11 protein-coding genes are annotated in these 20,096 nt (G+C 43.5%); all 11 read left to right on the top strand.

The window, feature by feature from the left end; translation table 11 throughout:
* The first annotated feature begins 16 nt into the window (after positions 1-16).
* Positions 17-2,011: a carboxy terminal-processing peptidase gene (prc, locus tag EJ063_RS08885; protein ID WP_126573912.1), complete on the top strand. Its 1,995-nt coding sequence runs from the start codon at positions 17-19 to the stop codon at positions 2,009-2,011.
* Between the two features lie 135 nt (positions 2,012-2,146).
* Positions 2,147-2,809, top strand: coding sequence for a hypothetical protein (locus EJ063_RS08880; RefSeq protein WP_126573911.1), 663 nt, complete (start codon positions 2,147-2,149; stop codon positions 2,807-2,809).
* 246 nt (positions 2,810-3,055) lie between these two features.
* Positions 3,056-5,662 (top strand): aminopeptidase N, encoded by a 2,607-nt coding sequence (gene pepN / locus EJ063_RS08875; protein WP_126573910.1) that lies wholly within the window; start codon positions 3,056-3,058, stop codon positions 5,660-5,662.
* Between the two features lie 93 nt (positions 5,663-5,755).
* A complete protein-coding gene (locus EJ063_RS08870) occupies positions 5,756-5,974 on the top strand; it encodes a DUF2835 domain-containing protein (protein WP_126573966.1) in 219 nt (72 codons plus the stop codon).
* A 189-nt stretch (positions 5,975-6,163) separates the two neighbouring features.
* Positions 6,164-11,017, top strand: coding sequence for an NAD-glutamate dehydrogenase (locus EJ063_RS08865; protein ID WP_126573909.1), 4,854 nt, complete (start codon positions 6,164-6,166; stop codon positions 11,015-11,017).
* A 197-nt stretch (positions 11,018-11,214) separates the two neighbouring features.
* The gene (locus EJ063_RS08860; RefSeq protein ID WP_126573908.1) at positions 11,215-13,512 is read left to right on the top strand and encodes a CAP domain-containing protein; all 2,298 of its coding nucleotides are present in this window, start codon (positions 11,215-11,217) and stop codon (positions 13,510-13,512) included.
* 82 nt (positions 13,513-13,594) lie between these two features.
* Positions 13,595-14,605, top strand: coding sequence for a quinone-dependent dihydroorotate dehydrogenase (gene pyrD / locus EJ063_RS08855; protein WP_126573907.1), 1,011 nt, complete (start codon positions 13,595-13,597; stop codon positions 14,603-14,605).
* Between the two features lie 193 nt (positions 14,606-14,798).
* Entirely contained in the window at positions 14,799-15,344 is a 546-nt protein-coding gene (locus tag EJ063_RS08850) for a cell division protein ZapC (protein WP_126573906.1), read from the top strand.
* Positions 15,345-15,822: 478 nt separating this feature from the next.
* Complete coding sequence (rlmKL, locus tag EJ063_RS08845) at positions 15,823-17,949, top strand: bifunctional 23S rRNA (guanine(2069)-N(7))-methyltransferase RlmK/23S rRNA (guanine(2445)-N(2))-methyltransferase RlmL (protein ID WP_126573905.1); 2,127 nt, start codon at positions 15,823-15,825, stop codon at positions 17,947-17,949.
* Between the two features lie 6 nt (positions 17,950-17,955).
* On the top strand, positions 17,956-18,198 hold the full coding sequence (locus tag EJ063_RS08840) for a glutaredoxin family protein (RefSeq protein WP_126573904.1): 243 nt from the start codon (positions 17,956-17,958) through the stop codon (positions 18,196-18,198).
* Positions 18,176-20,092, top strand: a complete 1,917-nt coding sequence (locus EJ063_RS08835; RefSeq protein ID WP_126573903.1) for an ABC transporter ATP-binding protein — start codon at positions 18,176-18,178, stop codon at positions 20,090-20,092. Before EJ063_RS08840 ends, EJ063_RS08835 begins: the two co-directional genes overlap by 23 nt.
* Positions 20,093-20,096: the final 4 nt, after the last annotated feature.

Below are 20,096 nucleotides of genomic sequence, written 5' to 3'. Positions count from 1 at the left end.
GGAGATACTCCTACGCATGAAATGCCGTTCAAAATTGTCGCTGATTGCTGCTAGCCTAGTGCTAGCAGCTTCTTCAGCTCATGCTCTCGAAGCAAATATCACTCTCGAGGACTTACCCGTCCTTGTTCCTGAAGCGCAACATGAGACAGCCAGCAAACGTGTCACATCTCGTTTTACCCGTTCTCATTACAAACACTTCTCACTAAACGATCAGTTCTCTCAAGCAATTTTCGAACGCTATGTCGAAATGCTCGATTACAATCGTAATATCTTCACGCAATCTGATATTGATGCGCTCAACAAATGGGCGAACAATGTTGATGATCAATTAAAATCTGGCGACAACCAGATTGCCTTCGATGTCTACAATCTCTCTATTAAACGCCGTTATGAGCGCTTTCAACATGCCTTGAAACTGCTAGATACAGAGATGTATTTCGACAGTGATGAAACGATTGAACTCGACCGAAGCGAGGCAGCTTGGCCTAAAGACACCGCAGAACTCGATGAGCTTTGGCGCAAGCGTGTTAAATACGACGCATTAAACCTTAAGCTGACGGGGAAAGAGTGGGATGAGATAAAAGAGGTCTTAGGTAAGCGTTATAACAATGCACTTAAGCGTCTTAGCCAAACTCATAATGAAGATGCGTTTCAGTTATATATGAATGCATTTGCGCGTGAAGTGGATCCTCACACTAGCTACTTGTCTCCACGCAGCGCTGACCAATTTCAAACAGAGATGAATCTATCACTCGAAGGGATTGGCGCGGTATTACAGATGACAGATGACTACACCGTGATTCGTTCATTGGTTGCCGGTGGTCCAGCCTCTAAGAGTAAGCAGCTCTCTGAAGGTGACCGCATAATTGGCGTTGGCCAAGAAGGTGAAGATGTCGTTGATGTTATCGGTTGGCGTTTAGATGATGTCGTGCAGTTAATCAAAGGACCAAAAGGTACCAAGGTTAACTTACAAGTCTTGCCTGAAGGTAAAGATGCCAAAGCTGAAGTCATTACTATTGTACGTGACAAGATTCGTTTAGAAGACCGAGCGGTTAAGTCAGAAATCATCGAAAAAGATGGTAAGAAGATTGGTGTGTTAGAAGTACCAAGCTTCTACGTTGGGCTAGCTAAGGATACCGACAAGTTAATCTCTGAACTAAAAGAGAAAAACGTTGATGGTATTATTGTTGACCTGCGTAACAATGGCGGTGGTGCTTTAACGGAGGCAACAGCGTTATCTGGTCTGTTCATTACCAGTGGCCCAGTTGTGCAAGTTCGTGATAGCTACGGCCGTGTGAACGTGAACAGTGATACAGATGGTAACATTAGCTATCAAGGTCCTTTGACAGTATTGGTTAACCGATACAGCGCTTCCGCATCGGAAATTTTTGCAGCAGCGATGCAAGACTACGGTCGAGCGGTTGTGTTAGGCGAAAATTCATTTGGCAAGGGCACCGTGCAACAGCACCGTTCTCTTAACCATATTTACGATCTCTTCGATAAGGAATTGGGGTACGTTCAGTACACGATTCAAAAGTTCTACCGTATTGATGGTGGGAGTACGCAAAATAAAGGTGTCGCACCGGATATTGCATTCCCTACAGCCATCGATCCGAGTGAAACGGGAGAGAGCGTAGAAGATAATGCGCTGCCTTGGGACAGCATTGACAAAGCCAAATACGAAGTGTTACAGCGTAACGAAGTATTGATTGGTAAGTTAACGGCTAAGCACCAAGTTCGTATTGCCAAAGATCTTGAATTCCGTTTTATTGCTGAAGATATTGCAAAATACAAAGCAGAAAAAGATGACAACGCGTTGTCATTGAACGAAAAGACGAGAAAGGCAGAAAGCGACGAGGCGGATAATTTGCGTCTCGCCCGTATCAATCAACGCCAAAAAGCAGCTGGAGAAGAATCGTATAAGTCTTTGGATGATATACCAAAGGACTACGAAGTTCCTGATGCTTATCTCGACGAGTCTGTCGCGATCATGGTTGACATGACTAAGTGATGATTTTCAGTAGGTTAGAAAGCGAGCTTAAATAGCTCGCTTTTTTTTCATCAATAATTTATGTGATTTAGATCTAATTTTTCGCCAAATACAATCCCAGTGCCTAAGCTTAAAGAAAAGAGTGAGGAGTGCGCTATGAGATTGATTGGATTGATATCACTGATTTTGAGTTTCTCTATCTATGCTGAAACAAGCCGCGACAATAGCGACTTAACACAATTTGACCAGCCATTTTTGCTAGGGGATTGGTACTTAGTCAATCCGAACCCTGAAGAGTCTCAAGAGAACTTCTTGGCCATAAAACTCACCTTAGACTCCAACTATAGTTTTAACATTGATATACAAAAAAGAGACTATTCAGTCGATCATTGGGAAGGGCTCTATACGGCCAATGATGATACGCTAATCCTAGGTCTCAATACCTCTGAACCTCAAATTTACGAATACTCCGCCAACCATAATCTTTTGAACCTCAATGGTGTTGTGTTTACCAAAGCGCTGTCTAATTCACTGGCTGGAATGTGGTCAAGTGCCCACCTAACCGGAGACGATGTGTCAGCCAGTGACGTTCATCAACTCGACCTTATTTTACAACCCGACTTTGTATTTATGTTCAGAGTGAGTAACGATGATGGAGATGAAGCTGTTCATAAAGGGGTCTATTACACAGAAGGTGAGCATTTAGTTCTGCTTTATGAAAACGGTGAGCATGAAACTAAATATACTTTGAATAGTGATACCTTAACGTTAGAGATGGAGCAAGGAGCGATGTACGCAGTGTTGAATCGTATTCGGTGATCAACGGTCATTGGCGATATAGCGTGAGTTTTAATCATTATTCAGCGAAATAGTTTGGCTCTGACGCCAACATTAGACAAAAAACGAGGTATTTCGATGCAGAGCCTCGTTTTTTTGTATCTAGAGTTGTAAGCTAACACGCAATGATAAAGGGCAGTCATTGCACCTTTCGTTAATCTTATCTCAGCATGCCCAAGTCATCTTGGAGTGCGCTGCAACTCCGAAATACGTCAGAAGGATTTAGACATGGCTCAGACTCCTCAAGCCAAATACCGTAAAGACTATCAGTCACCATCTCACTCAATCAGCGATATTGATCTTACGTTTGATCTTTATGATACCAACACAACGGTTATCGCTACGTCTCAAGTTAAGCAACTGAAAGAGAGTACGACTCTTCATTTAGAAGGTGATGATCTAGAACTTAAATCCATTCAGGTCAATGGGACTGATTGGACCGATTACAACACTGTTGAAGGTGGTTTAGAAATCCACCAGCTACCTGAGCAGTTCGAACTGTCGATCACAACACTGATCAATCCAGAAGCCAACACGGCTTTGGAAGGCTTGTATAAATCGGGTGGTGCATTCTGTACTCAATGTGAAGCTGAAGGGTTCCGCCGTATTACTTATTACATGGATCGCCCCGACGTTTTGGCGAAATACACCACGAAAGTGATCGCGGATAAAGCAGAATACCCCTATCTATTGAGTAACGGTAACCGCGTCGATCAAGGTGATCTTGATGGCGGTCGTCATTGGGTTCAATGGCAAGACCCTCACCCGAAACCCGCTTATTTATTCGCACTTGTTGCCGGTGACTTTGATGTACTACGAGATAAGTTCGTCACGCAATCCGGGCGTAACGTAGAACTAGAAATCTTTGTTGATAAAGGCAACCTTGACCGCGCTCCTCACGCAATGACATCGCTCATTAACTCGATGAAGTGGGATGAAGAACGATTTGGCCTAGAGTACGACCTCGACATCTACATGATCGTTGCGGTTGATTTTTTCAACATGGGGGCAATGGAAAACAAAGGTCTTAATGTCTTCAACTCTAAGTTTGTCTTAGCGAATGAGAAGACGGCAACGGACACAGATTACCTTGGTATTGAAGCGGTAATCGGCCATGAATATTTCCATAACTGGACAGGTAACCGAGTGACATGTCGTGACTGGTTCCAGTTAAGCTTGAAAGAAGGCCTAACGGTTTTCCGCGATCAAGAGTTCTCGTCGGATCTTGGCTCACGCGCTGTAAACCGCATTAACAACGTACGTATCATCCGTGGTCCTCAGTTCGCAGAAGACGCGAGTCCAATGTCTCATCCAATTCGCCCAGAACAGGTAATTGAGATGAATAACTTCTACACATTAACCGTGTATGAAAAGGGCAGCGAAGTGATCCGCATGATGCACACCTTACTGGGTGAAGATGGTTTCCAAGCAGGTATGAAGCTTTACTTTGAACGTCATGATGGCACGGCAGCGACGTGTGAAGACTTTGTCGCAGCAATGGAAGACGCAAGCGGTGTTGACTTACAGCAGTTCCGTTTATGGTACAGCCAATCAGGTACACCGACAGTCAAAGTCTCGAGTGAATACAACGCAGACAATAAGACGTATGCGCTGACAGTAGAACAGAAGACGGATGCGACGCAAGACCAAGCAGACAAGCAACCTTTACACATTCCTTTTGACGTTGAACTGTACGCGCAAGATGGCAGTGTTATTGAGTTACATTGTAACGGAAGGGCGATTCACAACGTACTGAATGTGACTGATTCGAAGCAGACATTTGTTTTTGAAAACGTTAGCGAGCAACCAATTCCATCATTACTGCGTGAATTCTCTGCACCAGTGAAACTGGAGTACGATTACAGCGATGATGAGCTAACATTCTTAATGGTTCACGCTCGTAACGAATTTGCTCGTTGGGATGCAGGCCAAATGCTATTGGCTAAATACATTCGTTCAAACGTTGAGAAGGTTCAGAAAGGTCAAGAAGTAGAGCTTTCTGGTGCCGTCGTGGACGCTTTCCGTGGCGTACTGCTTTCAAAAGAGTTAGAGCCGGCATTCATTGCGGAAGTACTTTCACTACCAAGCTTTAATGAAGTGGCAGGTTGGTACAAACAAGTGGACGTGGATGCAGTGTCGAAAGTACTCAAAGCGACGAAGGTGATTTTAGCCACTGAGCTAAGTGATGAACTGAGTGCGATTTACCACAGTTCAAAACAAGCAGATTACTCAATCGAACATGTTGCGATTGGCCAGCGCTCTTTACGTAACACCGCACTGAGCTTCCTGGCTTACACTGAACAAGGTAATGCGCTGGCAAAAGCGCAATACGCTGATGCGAACAACATGACGGACACCATTGCAGCGATGAGTGCAGCAAACAGTGCTCAGTTGGCATGTCGTGAGTCACTGATGCAAGACTACAGTGACAAGTGGAAACATGACGGCTTGGTGATGGATAAATGGTTTGCACTGCAAGGCACTAACCCGGCAGAAAATGTACTGGATGTGATTAAACAGACAATGAGCCACGAAGCGTTCAGTTTGAAGAACCCAAACCGTACGCGCAGTTTGGTCGGTTCATTCCTCAACATGAACCCAGTACGATTCCATGCTAAGTCAGGTGAAGGCTACAAGTTTGCCGGCGAAATCTTACGCGAACTGAACAGCAGTAACCCGCAAGTGGCCTCTCGTTTGATTGACCCATTGCTTAAATTCCGTAAGTACGATGAAGGGCGTCAAGCACTGATCAAAACAGAGTTAGAGTCTCTTAAAACAATGGATAACCTAGCGAAAGATCTGTTTGAGAAGGTGACCAAAGCGCTAGAATCTTAATCATTTTGGTCAAAACAGTAGCACATTTACGTGCTACTGTTTATTTATACAGTATTTATTGATTGTCGGAAAAATCGTTACTTTTTTAATCACATGAACAGCTATTACTTTTCACTTAACGTTTCATATCAGAGTTTTCTTGCCCACTATAATGGTGCTGCGAGCAATATTCTGGTGGTCACAGAACAAGGTTTAAGGCTTCAACTTCCCGCTTCTCGATTTCGTCCTTTTCTTAGTCAAATAGGGCTGAAAGGGCGCTTTAGATTAACAACTGACCAAAATAACAAGTTTGTGAAGTTAGAACTTCTGTGAGCAACTGATTTTATAGAACTTTAAACAGTGCCTTAATCACATTCTCGAACATTTCACCTCCTACCACTCCCAAAACAATTAACCATTTATCAATAAAGCTTTTACAATAAAGCGGCATTACCCGTGTTAAGCACTATGCTTACTAAAACCCTCAAAAAATACATACAATTCTAATTGTGGAGTGTGATTATGACCGCGCGTGAAACACTGATGCCGGTTCTTCTTGAAAAAGTTTATAAGCTTATTCAAGACAAACTCGAGCTTGCTCATCAACCTTTAGTCACCCAACTTGCTCAACACCTGTTTAGCAACATCTCTCAAGACGATTTAGTCGAACGTAACGAATCTGATCTTTATGGCGCTGTCGTTTCTCTTTGGCACCATATTAATGAGAAAAAAGCCGACGATATTTCTGTTCGAGTTTTTAATCCAACCGTTAGCCGTCAAGGCTGGCAGTCAACGCACACGATCGTTGAAATCGTGGTTCCAGACGGTCCATTCTTAGTCGACTCAGTAAAAATGGCCTTAAGCCGTTTGGATCTGTCGTCGCATTTAATGTTACATGGACCGACTCAAATCGCACGCACAGACAAAGGTGAGATCACCAATATCAATGAAGGCGATGGCGCACTGCAGTCATTGTTTCATATTGAGGTAGACCGCCTGAGTGATAAAGAAGAGATGGCTTCGCTTAAAGGCGAGTTACTCAGCATTCTGAACGATACCGGTTTAGTGGTTCAAGACTGGTTACTAATGGTTGAAAAACTAGAGCAAGTAACCGGAGAAGTTGAAGCGCAACAAGGTCACATTGACATCCAACGCGATCGTTATGACGAATCAATTCAGTTCTTGCGTTGGTTGGGCAAACACAACTTTACCTTCATGGGGTACAAAGAATACGACCTCGTATCCGTTGACGGCGATACAGAGCTTCGCCCAACAGCAGACAAGGGCCTAGGACTATTTGCTAATCGTGAGCGTGTTCGTACCGTGAAGCTTTCCGATTTTCCTGATTCAGCTCGATTGGAAGCGAAAAAGCCATTCCTGCTGATCGTCACGAAAGGCAACCGCGCGTCACGTATTCACCGTCCAGCCTATACCGATTACATTGGCATCAAGAAATTCGATAAGAACGGTAAAGTGATTGGTGAACACCGCTTTACTGGTCTTTATACCTCAGCTGTGTACAACCAGAGTGTGGCGGGTATTCCACTGATTCGTGAGAAAGTTGAGCGTATTCTAGATTCGAGCCGCTACCGTGAAGGTTCATACTCATACAAAGCCCTGCACAATATTCTAGAAAACTACCCACGTGATGAGTTGCTACAAGCGAAAGAAGAAGAACTGCTTGAAGTGGGCATGGGCGTGGTACAGATGCAAGATCGCGACTTGCTACGCTTGTTCGTTCGCAAAGACCCGTTTGGCCGTTTCTTTAGCTGCATGGTCTACGTAACCAAAGATCGTTACAACACGGAACTTCGTCGCCAAACGCAACGAATCTTGAAACAGTACTTTGGCTGTGAACAAGAAGTCGAATTTACGACGTATTTCTCAGAAAGCCCTCTGGCGCGCACTCACTATATCGTTCGTGTTGATAACAACAACATGGATGTAGACGTTAAAACGATTGAGCAAAACTTAATGGAAGCATCTTCAACTTGGGATGATCGTTTATCAGAAGCGATCGTGGCAAACTTTGGTGAAAGTAAAGGTCTACCTTTAGCAAAAGATTACCTACGCGCATTCCCACGTTCTTACAAAGAAGATGTCATGCCAGGATCTGCAGTTGCGGATATTGAGCGTCTAGAAAACTTAAGTGACGACAACAAACTGGGCATGCTGTTCTACCGTCCACAAGAGCTAGGGTCAGATTCAAAAGCGGTGAAGCTTAAACTTTACCACCGTGATGAGCCTATTCACTTGTCTGATGTGATGCCAATGCTGGAGAACTTAGGCCTTCGTGTGATTGGTGAATCACCTTACGAAGTTCGTAAAGCCAACGGGCAGGTATATTGGATCCTCGATTTCTCAATGCTGCATAAGAGTGAGAAGACAGTTGATCTACGTGAAGCGCGTGATCGATTCCAACAAGCATTCGCATCTATTTGGGCTGGCGAACTAGAGAGCGACGGCTTTAACCGTCTTGTTCTTGGTGCGTCACTGACAGGTCGTGAGATTTCAATCCTACGTGCTTACGCGCGCTACATGCGTCAGGTTGGTTTCCCATTCAGTCAGCACTATATCGAAGAGACATTAAGCCACTATCCAGATCTTGCAAAAGGGCTGGTGGATCTGTTTGCTAAACGTTTCGAACCGAAATTTAAAGGTAGCCAGAAAGGTCAGAATGATCTTATCACTCAGATCACAGAGCAATTGGATCATGTAGAAAGCTTGGATGATGACCGTATTATTCGCCGCTACATGGAAATGATCACGGCAACGCTTCGCACTAACTATTACCAGTTGGATGACAACAAGCAGTTCAAGCCTTGGTTATCGCTAAAAATGAAACCAAGCGATATCCCAGAGATCCCTCAACCGGTTCCTGCATTTGAAATCTTTGTATACGCACCAGATATTGAAGGTGTGCACCTACGTGGTGGCAAGGTTGCCCGCGGTGGTCTTCGTTGGTCAGATCGTCAAGAAGATTTCCGTACAGAGATCCTTGGCCTAGTCAAAGCGCAACAAGTTAAGAATACAGTAATTGTCCCGGTCGGTGCGAAAGGTGGTTTCGTTTGTAAACGTCAACATACTTTAAGCGGCCGAGATGAGATCTTTGCTGAAGGTCAACGCTGTTACAAACGCTTTATCCGAGCGTTGTTAGACGTATCAGATAACATCATCGAAGGTGAAGTGGCCCATCCTAAGAGTGTGGTTCGCCACGATGAAGATGACCCATATTTGGTTGTTGCTGCCGATAAAGGCACAGCAACGTTCTCTGATTTGGCGAACTCTGTTTCTGAAGAGTACAACTTCTGGCTAGGTGATGCGTTTGCATCTGGTGGCTCGAATGGTTACGACCACAAAGCGATGGGTATCACCGCAAAAGGCGGTTGGGAGTCGGTGAAACGCCACTTCCGTGAAATGGGCATCAACTGTCAAACAACCGATTTCACTGCAATTGGTGTCGGTGATATGGCCGGTGACGTATTTGGTAATGGTATGCTGCTTTCTAAGCATATCCGCCTACAAGCTGCGTTTAACCACATGCATATCTTCATCGATCCAAATCCAGAGTCGGCTTCAAGCTGGGAAGAGCGCAACCGATTATTCAATCTGCCTCGTTCAAGCTGGGAAGATTACAACGCTGAGCTCATTTCAAAGGGCGGCGGCATTTTCTCTCGTCGTGCGAAGTCAATTGCGCTAACACCTGAAATTCAGAAGATGCTTGGTACTAAGAAAGCATCGATGGCACCAAACGATCTGATTAAGATGATCCTTTCAATGCAAGTGGATCTTCTATGGAATGGTGGTATCGGTACTTACGTGAAAGCGTCTACTGAAACTCACACAGATGTCGGTGACCGTGCGAACGATGTTCTACGTATTGATGGTCGTGACCTAAAAGCAAAAGTTGTTGGTGAAGGTGGTAACTTAGGTATGACTCAGCTGGGTCGTATCGAATACGCGTTAACTGGCGGTCGTGTAAACACCGATTTTGTTGATAACGTCGGTGGTGTGGATTGTTCAGATAACGAAGTTAACATTAAGATCTTCTTAAATGGTCTAGTGACGAATGGTGACTTAACGGTTAAGCAGCGCAACAAGATCTTAGAGTCAATGGAAGATGAAGTCGGCGTAATCGTATTAGATGATGCTTACTGTCAGTCTGAATCGATCTCGGTGACTGAACATCAAGGCTTATCTTTAGTTAAAGAGCAAATTCGTTTTATCCACACAATGGAGAAAGCGGGACACCTTGATCGCGCGCTAGAGTACATCCCTGATGATGAAACATTGCTAGAGCGTGAAAAGCAGGGCATGGCGCTAACTCGTCCAGAGCTATCAGTACTGGTTGCTTACGGTAAGATGGTTCTTAAAGAAGAGTTGGTTCATGAAGACATCGCAAAAGATGCTTTCCATGCCCAGCAGCTAGTTAGCTACTTCCCAACTGAGTTACGCCGTAACTATTCTTCGCAAATGGATAACCATCCACTGCGTGCAGAAATCATTGCGACGGCTCTTGCTAACCAAATGGTTAACGAAATGGGCTGTAACTTTGTGACTCGCCTACAAGAAGAGACGGGCGCAAATGTTGTAGATATTGCTAACGCTTATGCAGCAACACGTGAAATCTTTGGCCTAGGTAAAGTGTTGGATGAAATCCGCGTTCTAGATAACGAAGCGTCTACCGATGCGCAGTACGATATGATTTTCTATGTACGCCGCACACTTCGTCGTCTATCTCGTTGGCTACTGCGCAATCGTACCGGTCGTCAATCAGTGAATGAATTGATTAAACTGTATCAAGCAGATGTCGATACGATTAAAGCGAACCTTGATGAGATGCTTGTTCCTTCTGAAGTGGAAGAGCATAACGACATGGCTCAAGCTTGGATCGAGCAGGGTATCAACGCAGAAGTGGCGAACTATGTGGCTCGTTTGTCTAGCTTATACTCGGTACTGGATATATCTACAGTGTCTCGTGAGAAAGGCAAAACGGTTGAGCAAACCGCTAAGCTTTACTACAACTTAGGCGATCGTCTATCACTGCATTGGTTCTTGAAACAAATCAACGGTCAAGCGGTTGATAACAACTGGCAAGCATTGGCAAGAGCGGCATTCCGTGAAGATCTTGACTGGCAGCAACGCCAGCTAACTGGTCAAGTCCTAAGCTGTGGCTGTTCTCCGGAGGAGCTAGATGTAATGCAAGCGCTTGATGAGTGGATTGAAACGAACGAAACCTCGCTTCATCGTTGGGAAAATATTCTTAACGAATTCAAGGTCGGTTCAGTCCATGAGTTTGCTAAATTCTCAGTAGCATTGCGTGAGTTAATGTTATTAAACTTAAACTGTTCCCCTAAAGACTTTTCTACTATCTAAATATCTTACTGCTAGATATGAATATTTAGCCCTCAAGTTTGCGCTTGGGGGTTTTTTATAGCCTTCATTAAAACTCCATTTACTTATATTCAACAAACTATGTGACTCATGTCTTATTAAATCTTATCGGTACACTGTACTGTTAATGGGTTGTTTGATAGATTGACTTAAACAGCTTGTTACATGGAGAGTGCAAAATGAATAAGAGTTGGAATGCAAAAAAACTATCTCTAATTACGATGGGTATCATAAGCTTATATGGTTGTAATGATTCGATCCAAGAAGATAGTCAGGTTGTAGAATTTACTGCTATTGATGGTTACTTAAGTAATGCGGAAGTTTTCTTAGATTTCAATGATAATGGTATTGCAGATGACGGAGAGCCATTAGGTACTACTGATAGGCGTGGTAAAGTTTCTTTAGAGCTAGATCAGGGAACCCAAGAAGGAGATTACCGAGTAATGGTTAGAGCTATTGCTGGTGTGACTCGTGACGCTGACTCTGGGTTATTAAAAAAATCATTTTCCTTAACAGCTCCTCCTGGCTATAGAGAGATCACCCCGCTGAGTACACTAGTTTCCACACAGATGGAAATGGGAAAATCGGAAGAAGATGCTGTTACGGAAGTTGCAAGTATGCTTGGGGTAAAAAGCCAAGACGTTATGGGTGACTTTATCTCTAGAAGGAATAAAGATGTTGCCTTTGTCGCTCGTAATCTAATTAACGCCGATGTTATCCCTAAATCTCCTTTAGAGCTAAAAGAACAGCTAGATACCCCAGATAGTTCCGAGTTAACAAATACTAATAATGCTAGTATTGCCAAAATCAAAGAGGTTTTAGAAGACCCAAGCTTGAGTGACCAAGATTTAGATAGCATCGTAGTCGATGATAAGGGACAAAAGCTAGAAGATACAGATGGTGATCAAGTTCCCGATGTAGAAGATAAATATCCTAATGACCCAGATCGTTGGGCTGATGGCAGTGATGAAATTGAGCATGGTAGTTTGGATATTACAGCGATTAACGAAGCCAGAGCTTCAGAATACTCTGCTTACACTAACCTACATGAAAGAGCTGAGTTGGCAGTAAGTGAAGAACTTAATGAAATTGCTAGATTGCGAGCAAATGCTTTAACTGAGTCGGGGGAGTTTGTAAATTCTGATTTTAGCTCAGTTGTTATGGATGATTTCTATTTAGAACCTGAAAAAGAGTTAGCGGAAATCCGTTATCTATCGACTTCGGGGGTTCCAACAATAGAAGAAGCGGTTGCTGAATGGGAATTGCAAGGTGCCAATTTTAACATTAACGCATTTGATGAATCTAATAAGCGCTTTATTACAGCATGTGATAACAATGAACCATGCTACAACTATGCACAGCTAGTCACTGACAGAGCTGACAAAGTAGGATGTGCAACGTCTGAGTACCAAAGCGGTGAACAGGAAGGTAACTTCGCTTTAATTTGTGTATTTGACAAAACCTTCATTCCTCGTTATCGCGCTTACAATATTCATCGCCTCTCTGATATAGAACGTAAAGAGTATGTAGATACGCATAATAGCTTTAGGAGCAATCATTACTCAAATAAGCCACTACACTACAATGAATTCTTGGAAATTGAATCACAGGATTGGGCTGATGTAGCTACGAAAATGGGTTATTGGCGCCATGCGAATACTCACGGTGGCGTTAATGAGATAAACCCCGAATTACCTGTTCAAGGCGAAAATCTATGGAAGGGTGGCCAACGTCCAGAATCTATATCAAATACTATCAATGCTTACTATAGTAATGAGGTCAACAACCTTGTCTACGACGCTGCCGAAGGTCGATCTGAATGTCAAGACAGCAAGGTTTGTGGTCACTTTAATCAAGTCGTTTGGCAAGAAACAAAGCTAGTAGGTTGTTCGGTAAGCCAATATGAAAATGAAAATTGGATTTCTGCTTGTCGCTATTGGCCGGCAGGTAACTACAGTGGTAAACGCTTTGCATGCCCGACTGGAAGAGCTGGTGACATTATTGATGAAGCGCCTCACCACGATGTCCCTTTAACTAAAGAGACTATAATCCCTTTCACTGAAGATATGCTAAGTGGTACTGTTTCATTCACGGATACGAATTATAAGAATAGAAACAATACAGAAGAGTGTGAGCTTTTAGTTCAGGAGTCAGCCACGTTTGATTTAGAAAACGGTATTGTACATGATTTCTATGGACGTTTTTATCACGCCGTAGGCAACCAAATAGTAGCGGAATTCAATCAGTTTAACGTAGAGTTAGAGGGTGGCTATAGAATTAATGAAATTGGTCAATTAGAGTTTAAAGGAAATGTACAAGGTACTTTCCAAGGCCCTAGTACGATTGATATGACAATGACCATTTTATCGCAAAGAGAAGATGGGACTTATATTGTTGAATACTCATATCAAAAAGACTGTTTTAGAGAATATATAGATGGTGAAGTTAAAGGCTATTACCAGATGTCGCTATACTAAGTAGATAATTCATTGAATTATTCGGTAAAACAGTAAATAATAACGCCCCGTTTACACGGGGCTTTTTTCTTTCGGAGGCACAATGCTTTACCGTCTAGCCAGAACTGGCTTTTTCCAACTTGATGCCGAAAAGGCACATGATCTAGCAATTCAAAACTTCAAGCGTTTCACTGGAACACCACTTGATCTCCTTTACCGCCAACAGCTACCGCACCGTCCAGTAGAGTGCATGGGTTTATCATTCCGTAACCCTGTCGGCTTAGCAGCTGGCTTAGATAAAAACGGCGAGTGTATTGAAGCATTTGACGCAATGGGTTTTGGCTTCGTTGAAGTTGGTACGGTCACTCCGCGCCCACAAGCAGGCAACGATAAACCACGCCTTTTCCGTTTGGTTGAAGCAGAAGGCATCATTAACCGAATGGGCTTTAATAACCTAGGCGTTGATCACTTAGTTGAGAACGTCAAGAAAGCGAAGTACAGCTGCGTACTTGGCATCAACATTGGTAAAAACAAAGATACGCCAATTGAAAAGGGTGCTGAAGATTACCTGATCTGTATGGAAAAAGTGTATGAGCATGCAGGCTACATTGCAGTGAACATCTCTTCTCCAAATACACCAGGACTTCGCTCACTTCAGTATGGTGAAGCTCTGGATGAGTTGCTTTCTGAACTTAAGACAAAGCAAGCGGATCTTGCTGAAAAATTCGGTAAGTACGTACCACTTGCACTTAAGATCGCACCTGATCTTAGTAATGACGAAATTACTCAAATTTGTGAATCACTGATTAAGAATAAGATTGACGGTGTTATCGCAACCAATACCACATTAGATCGCACTATTGTGGAAGGTATGAAGCATGGCAACGAAGCAGGTGGCCTAAGTGGTCGTCCTGTTCAGTCGCGCAGTACAGAAGTGGTTCGTCGCCTTCACGAAGAACTAAGAGGTCAGCTACCGATTATTGGGGTAGGTGGCATTGATTCTTACGTGGCAGCAAAAGAAAAGATGATGGCAGGTGCAGAACTGGTCCAAGTTTACTCTGGTTTCATTTACCACGGCCCAGCACTTGTAAAAGACATCGTTAAAAACATCTAACATATTAATGTTACTTAAAACGTAGTGACAATGTCACGCGTAAACAGTGACAAAAAATCTGTCGATGACTAAGAGGAAATGGATATTCATTTCCTCTTTTTTTTCGCCCAACAGATTATAGAATTTCACCATTAGCTGGAAGGTAATTAAGCGTTTTACCTAATAATGTTAAAACTAACCCAGAGATGGAACGATGCTTAAACCTAGTGACAAATGGACTTGGTATTATGATGACTCAGAAGGGCACCTGATGCTCGATCTGGGTAATGAGATGATATTCAAGACAAACCTTTCACGTAAACTGATTGTCGACTGTGCAATTGGTATCAACGAATTTTCTGTCGATGACGCTTCAGCATATCAAGTCTACAAAGAACAAATTTCCTATTTGGGATTGAGCGAGCCACGCCAGGCGGAACTGGCACTTTACTGTGTCGCAGCTAAACGTTTCCATAAGCCGGTTCAGCCAAAGAGTTGGTTTTTTGACTCGGTTTCAGATGGCAGCTATCCGCCGGAAGAAGGCGATCTAGTTCGTCTATCTAATTCAACAAATGAAGGTCACTTTATTGTCCTCGAAGTAGGAGAGAGCGCCAGTCTATGCGCTTCTGTCGGCTTAGAAGAGTTTGGTCTCAATGGGTCAAAATACCTCCAGTTTGGTCAAGCGATTAAAGTCATGCATGACCGCCTAACAGTCATCAATCATCAATTTGCGGCACAACCTATCGCGATGGTGAGCTAGTTCAACTATTTATCGTTCCTTTGTTTCATTTCCCGCCAGCGTTTAGCTGGCTTTTTTTTGTCTATTATCCAAGCAGTTGAGAAGAGACGCGCCATGTTTCACCAGTCTCAATTGTGATATTGGTATAAGTTTTAATCAATTGTACCGCCCGTTTCATCCCCAAATAGCCAATCTAGTACAGTCGCTTATCCAATAAATTCCCCTTTACCTCAAGTTCTGAAACAAAATTACATCAATATACCATTCTGGTATAGACCAATTTGAAGGGGAATAAGTATTCACTTCGCATTGGGGATAAGAAAAACGTTGAATCAAGCAATGCGTTAACTGTGAGTCTGTAACTGAATAACGAGCGGGTTAATCGATGAGAAAGCATCCATTTGGCTGAGAATCAGAGGGAATATGACTATTCGGCTAACGATAAAGAGAGATGTCAGGTATAATGAGGGGTCATTTACAACAGAATTAAAAGATCACTATGCATCAATATCTTGCGGTTACATCCAACGGCCTTGAAAACCTTTTGGTTGAGGAGCTAACAAAGCTTGGCATCGAGAATGCTAAACCTGTACAAGCAGGGGTTCGCTTTAAAGCTTCCAATGAACAGATTTATCGCTGTTGTTTATGGAGCCGCTTAGCATCACGTTTTGTCCGTGTACTTTCAGAGTTCACTTGTAACGATGATATGGACTTATATTTGGCTACATCTTCTGTTAACTGGGTAAACAATTTCCACAGTTCTAAGAAGTTCGTTGTGGATTTCAATGGTACCAACCGTGAAATCAGAAACAGCCAATACGGTGCGATGAAAGTTAAAGATGCGGTAGTGGATTGCTTCGAGAAAAAGAATCTACCTCGACCATCGATCAGTAAAGATCAAGCAGATCTTCGCATTCACGTACGTTTACACCGTGACAAAGCAATTCTAGGCGTCGATATGGTTGGTGGCGGTTTACACCAACGTGGCTACCGTCCTGCTTCAGGTAGAGCACCACTGCGTGAAACACTTGCTGCAGCGATTATCTTGCGTTCGGGTTGGAGTGCAGATAAGCCTCTTCTCGATCCAATGTGTGGTTCAGGTACGTTGCTGATTGAAGCGGCGATGATGGCTGCGAATATGGCACCGGGCGTAAAACGAGAGAAGTGGGGCTTTGAATCTCTAGAAGATTTTGAACCTGAACTATGGGCAGAGATCAAATCTGAAGCTACAGTTCAAGCTCGCCGAGGCGTCAATAAAATTGACACTAAATTCTTTGGTGTCGACAATGACAGTCGCGTTATCCAAACAGCAAAAGATAACGCGCGCCGCGCTGGCGTCGAGTCTTTAATTGAGTTTAAAGTCGGTGACGCAGCACAAATCACTTGTCCAGAAGGCTTTGACGAAGGTGTTATCGTCTCTAACCCACCTTATGGTGAGCGTCTTGGCACACACCCTGGTCTTATTGCACTTTACACGGCTTTCGGCGCACAACTAAAGTCTGAGTTTGGTGGTTGCCAAGCATCTATCTTCTCTAGTTCTGATGAACTGCTAAGCTGCTTACGTATGAGAGCGGATAAACAGTTTAAGTTGAACAATGGTGCGTTACCGTGTCACCAAAAAAACTACTCCATCAGTGCTCGTCAGGCAGAAAGTAAGGGTGACAGCGTAACTCAAACTGTAATCGCGCCAGACTTCTCAAACCGCCTGAAGAAGAATATTGGCAAAATCGGCAAGTGGGCACGTAAAGAGCAGTTAGATTGTTACCGTATCTACGACGCTGATTTGCCTGAATATAACGTTGCGATTGATGTTTACCTTGATCAGCTTGTCATTCAGGAATACGCAGCTCCAAAGAATATCCCAGAAGAGACAGCAAAACGCCGCTTAACCGACATTATTCGCGCAGCCATTCAAGTAACCGGTACCGACGCAAACAAAGTGGTACTGAAGGTCCGTGAGAAGCAAAAGGGTCGCTCGCAATATCAAAAACTGTCTCAAGAGTCTGAAAAACTCCAAGTTAATGAGTATGGCGTAAAACTGATTGTTAACTTACATGATTACCTAGATACAGGTTTATTCCTCGACCATAAAATCACTCGTCGTAAATTGGGTGAAATGGCAGCAGGCAAGGATTTCTTGAACTTGTTTGCGTACACCGGTTCTGCAACGGTTCACGCCGCTTGTGGTGGTGCTAAATCAACAACGACGGTTGATATGTCAAACACCTACCTTGAGTGGGCGAAAGAGAATATGCAGCTTAATGGTCAAGTTGGCCGTCAGCATCGTTTTGAGCAAGCGGATTGTCTGCAATGGCTAGAAAGCTCGACTGCGCAGTTTGATCTTATCTTTATTGACCCGCCAACATTCTCAAACTCTAAACGTATGGAGCAGAGCTTTGATGTACAGCGTGACCACATTCAGTTAATGAAGAACCTAAAACGTCTGCTTCGTTCAGAAGGTACCATCGTATTCTCAAACAACAAACGTCACTTTAAGATGGATCTTGATGCATTAAATGAACTTGGTTTAGAAGCTAAGAACATTTCAAGTCAGACGTTGCCGTTAGATTTTGGTCGCAACAAACACATTCATAACTGCTGGGTACTGACACACAAGGATTCGTAACGCATCGTGATCACACTATACAGCACAGAAGGGTGCCATCTATGTGAGATGGCATTCGAACTTACTCAAACACTCAATATTTCCAATCAAGTAGAGGTTGTCGACATTGCATTTGATGATGACCTCTTTTCTCGTTACGGTGTCACAATTCCGGTATTAAATTATCAAGGGAATGAGCTGAACTGGCCGTTTGATTTGGAACAATTACAAGCTTGGTTAGACAATAATGGCATTACTCACAATCAATAATGGATTGCTGGCTTACGGCGATCATCCTCTCCTTGATCAATCTGATTTTGCACTTCAAGAAAATGAGCGTGTCTGTCTAGTCGGGCGTAACGGCGCTGGCAAATCAACACTGATGAAAATCTTGGCGGGTGAAGTTTTGCTTGATGATGGCAAACTCACGGTGACGCAAGACGTCGTTGTGTCGCGTTTGGAACAAGATCCCCCACGTAATGAAGAAGGGACCGTGTTTGATTATGTGGCTGGTGGATTAGCAGAAATTGGTGAGAAGCTTAAGATCTATCAAGATCAGCTCGATCTGATTGCGGTTGACGCATCCGAGAAAAACATCAATAAACTCGCGCGTATACAAGAAGAGCTAGAACACAATGGAGCATGGCGTTTTGAAGATCGCATTCAAAATGTCCTTGCGGCACTAAACCTAGATGGTCATACCAAATTAACGGATTTATCTGGCGGTTGGCAACGTAAGGCAGCCCTCGCACGAGCATTGGTTCGAGATCCAGATGTCTTACTATTGGACGAGCCTACCAACCACCTAGATGTAACGACGATTGAGTGGCTAGAGAACTTCTTAAAAGATTTTCGCGGTTCTATTATCTTCATCTCTCACGACCGTGCATTCATTAAATCGATGGCGACTCGAATTGTTGACCTGGACCGCGGTAAGCTTGCTTCATATCCGGGTAATTACGAAAACTACTTAATCGAAAAAGAAGAAGCATTGCGCGTTGAAGAAATGCAAAACGCAGAATTTGACAAAAAACTCGCTCAAGAAGAAGTGTGGATTCGTCAGGGCATTAAAGCTCGCCGTACACGCAATGAAGGCCGCGTCCGTGCATTGAAAAAACTTCGAGAAGAGCGTAGTGATCGCCGTGAGGTCGTAGGCAAAGCAAACATTCAAATTGATGATGCTTCGCGCTCAGGCAAAATCGTCTTTGAAGCTAAGAATGTGAGTTATTCGATTGAGGGTAAATCAATCGTTAAAGACTTCTCTTTCAATATCATGCGCGGCGATCGCATTGCATTAATTGGTCCAAATGGTTGTGGTAAGAGTACCTTACTTAAACTACTGCTTAACGATCTAGAACCACAGTCAGGCAAACTCCACTGCGGCACTAAGCTAGAAGTCGCGTACTTTGACCAATACCGAGAAATTCTTGATCCAGAGAAGTCGGTAATCGATAACCTTGCGGATGGTAAACAAGAAGTGATGGTTGGCGGTCGTCAGCGTCATGCGCTCAGTTACCTACAAGATTTCTTATTCGCGCCAAAACGTGCACGTACTCCAGTTAAAGCTCTGTCTGGTGGTGAAAAGAACCGCTTATTACTTGCGCGTATTTTCCTTAAGTCGAATAACTTATTGGTGCTCGATGAACCAACTAACGATCTCGACATCGAAACTTTGGAACTTTTAGAAGATTTACTTGCCAACTACCAGGGTACGTTACTTTTAGTGAGCCACGATCGTCAGTTTGTTGATAACACCGTTACGACAAGTTGGATTTTCGAAGGCGAGGGTGTCATTGAAGAGTTTGTTGGTGGTTATCACGATGCCCAGCAACAACGCAGCCAAACTCACAAAGCGCGTTTGAGTGAAAAACCGGCGAAAAGTGAGAAACAGGTTGAGGAGACTCCCAAAACTGCAGTCGTTAAGAACAAGCCGAAGAAGTTATCTTATAAACTGCAGCGAGAACTAGAAGAGCTACCTCAGAAACTTGAAGATCTAGAAGTAGAACTAGAGAGTTTGCAAGAGCAAGTGAACAGCGGTGATTTCTTTTCAAAGCCCGTTGATCAAACACAACCTATTTTAGATAAGTTGGCTGCGACTGAGCAGGAACTTGAAATTGCTTTCGAACGCTGGGAAGAGCTAGAAGCAATGCAACAGGAAAGTTAATATC

It is taken from the genome of Vibrio aquaticus, from assembly GCF_003970385.1.
GTDB lineage: Bacteria > Pseudomonadota > Gammaproteobacteria > Enterobacterales > Vibrionaceae > Vibrio > Vibrio aquaticus.
Note: the sequence above shows the minus strand (reverse complement) of the source record. Positions and strands in the feature narration are given on the sequence as shown.

Excerpts from the sequence above, each read along its gene's own strand:
- prc (WP_126573912.1), top strand. The coding sequence starts at position 17 with ATGAAATGCCGTTCAAAATTGTCGCTGATTGCTGCTAGCCTAGTGCTA.
- EJ063_RS08880 (WP_126573911.1), top strand. The coding sequence starts at position 2,147 with ATGAGATTGATTGGATTGATATCACTGATTTTGAGTTTCTCTATCTAT.
- pepN (WP_126573910.1), top strand. The coding sequence starts at position 3,056 with ATGGCTCAGACTCCTCAAGCCAAATACCGTAAAGACTATCAGTCACCA.
- EJ063_RS08870 (WP_126573966.1), top strand. The coding sequence starts at position 5,756 with ATGAACAGCTATTACTTTTCACTTAACGTTTCATATCAGAGTTTTCTT.
- EJ063_RS08865 (WP_126573909.1), top strand. The coding sequence starts at position 6,164 with ATGACCGCGCGTGAAACACTGATGCCGGTTCTTCTTGAAAAAGTTTAT.
- EJ063_RS08860 (WP_126573908.1), top strand. The coding sequence starts at position 11,215 with ATGAATAAGAGTTGGAATGCAAAAAAACTATCTCTAATTACGATGGGT.
- pyrD (WP_126573907.1), top strand. The coding sequence starts at position 13,595 with ATGCTTTACCGTCTAGCCAGAACTGGCTTTTTCCAACTTGATGCCGAA.
- EJ063_RS08850 (WP_126573906.1), top strand. The coding sequence starts at position 14,799 with ATGCTTAAACCTAGTGACAAATGGACTTGGTATTATGATGACTCAGAA.
- rlmKL (WP_126573905.1), top strand. The coding sequence starts at position 15,823 with ATGCATCAATATCTTGCGGTTACATCCAACGGCCTTGAAAACCTTTTG.
- EJ063_RS08835 (WP_126573903.1), top strand. The coding sequence starts at position 18,176 with ATGGCATTACTCACAATCAATAATGGATTGCTGGCTTACGGCGATCAT.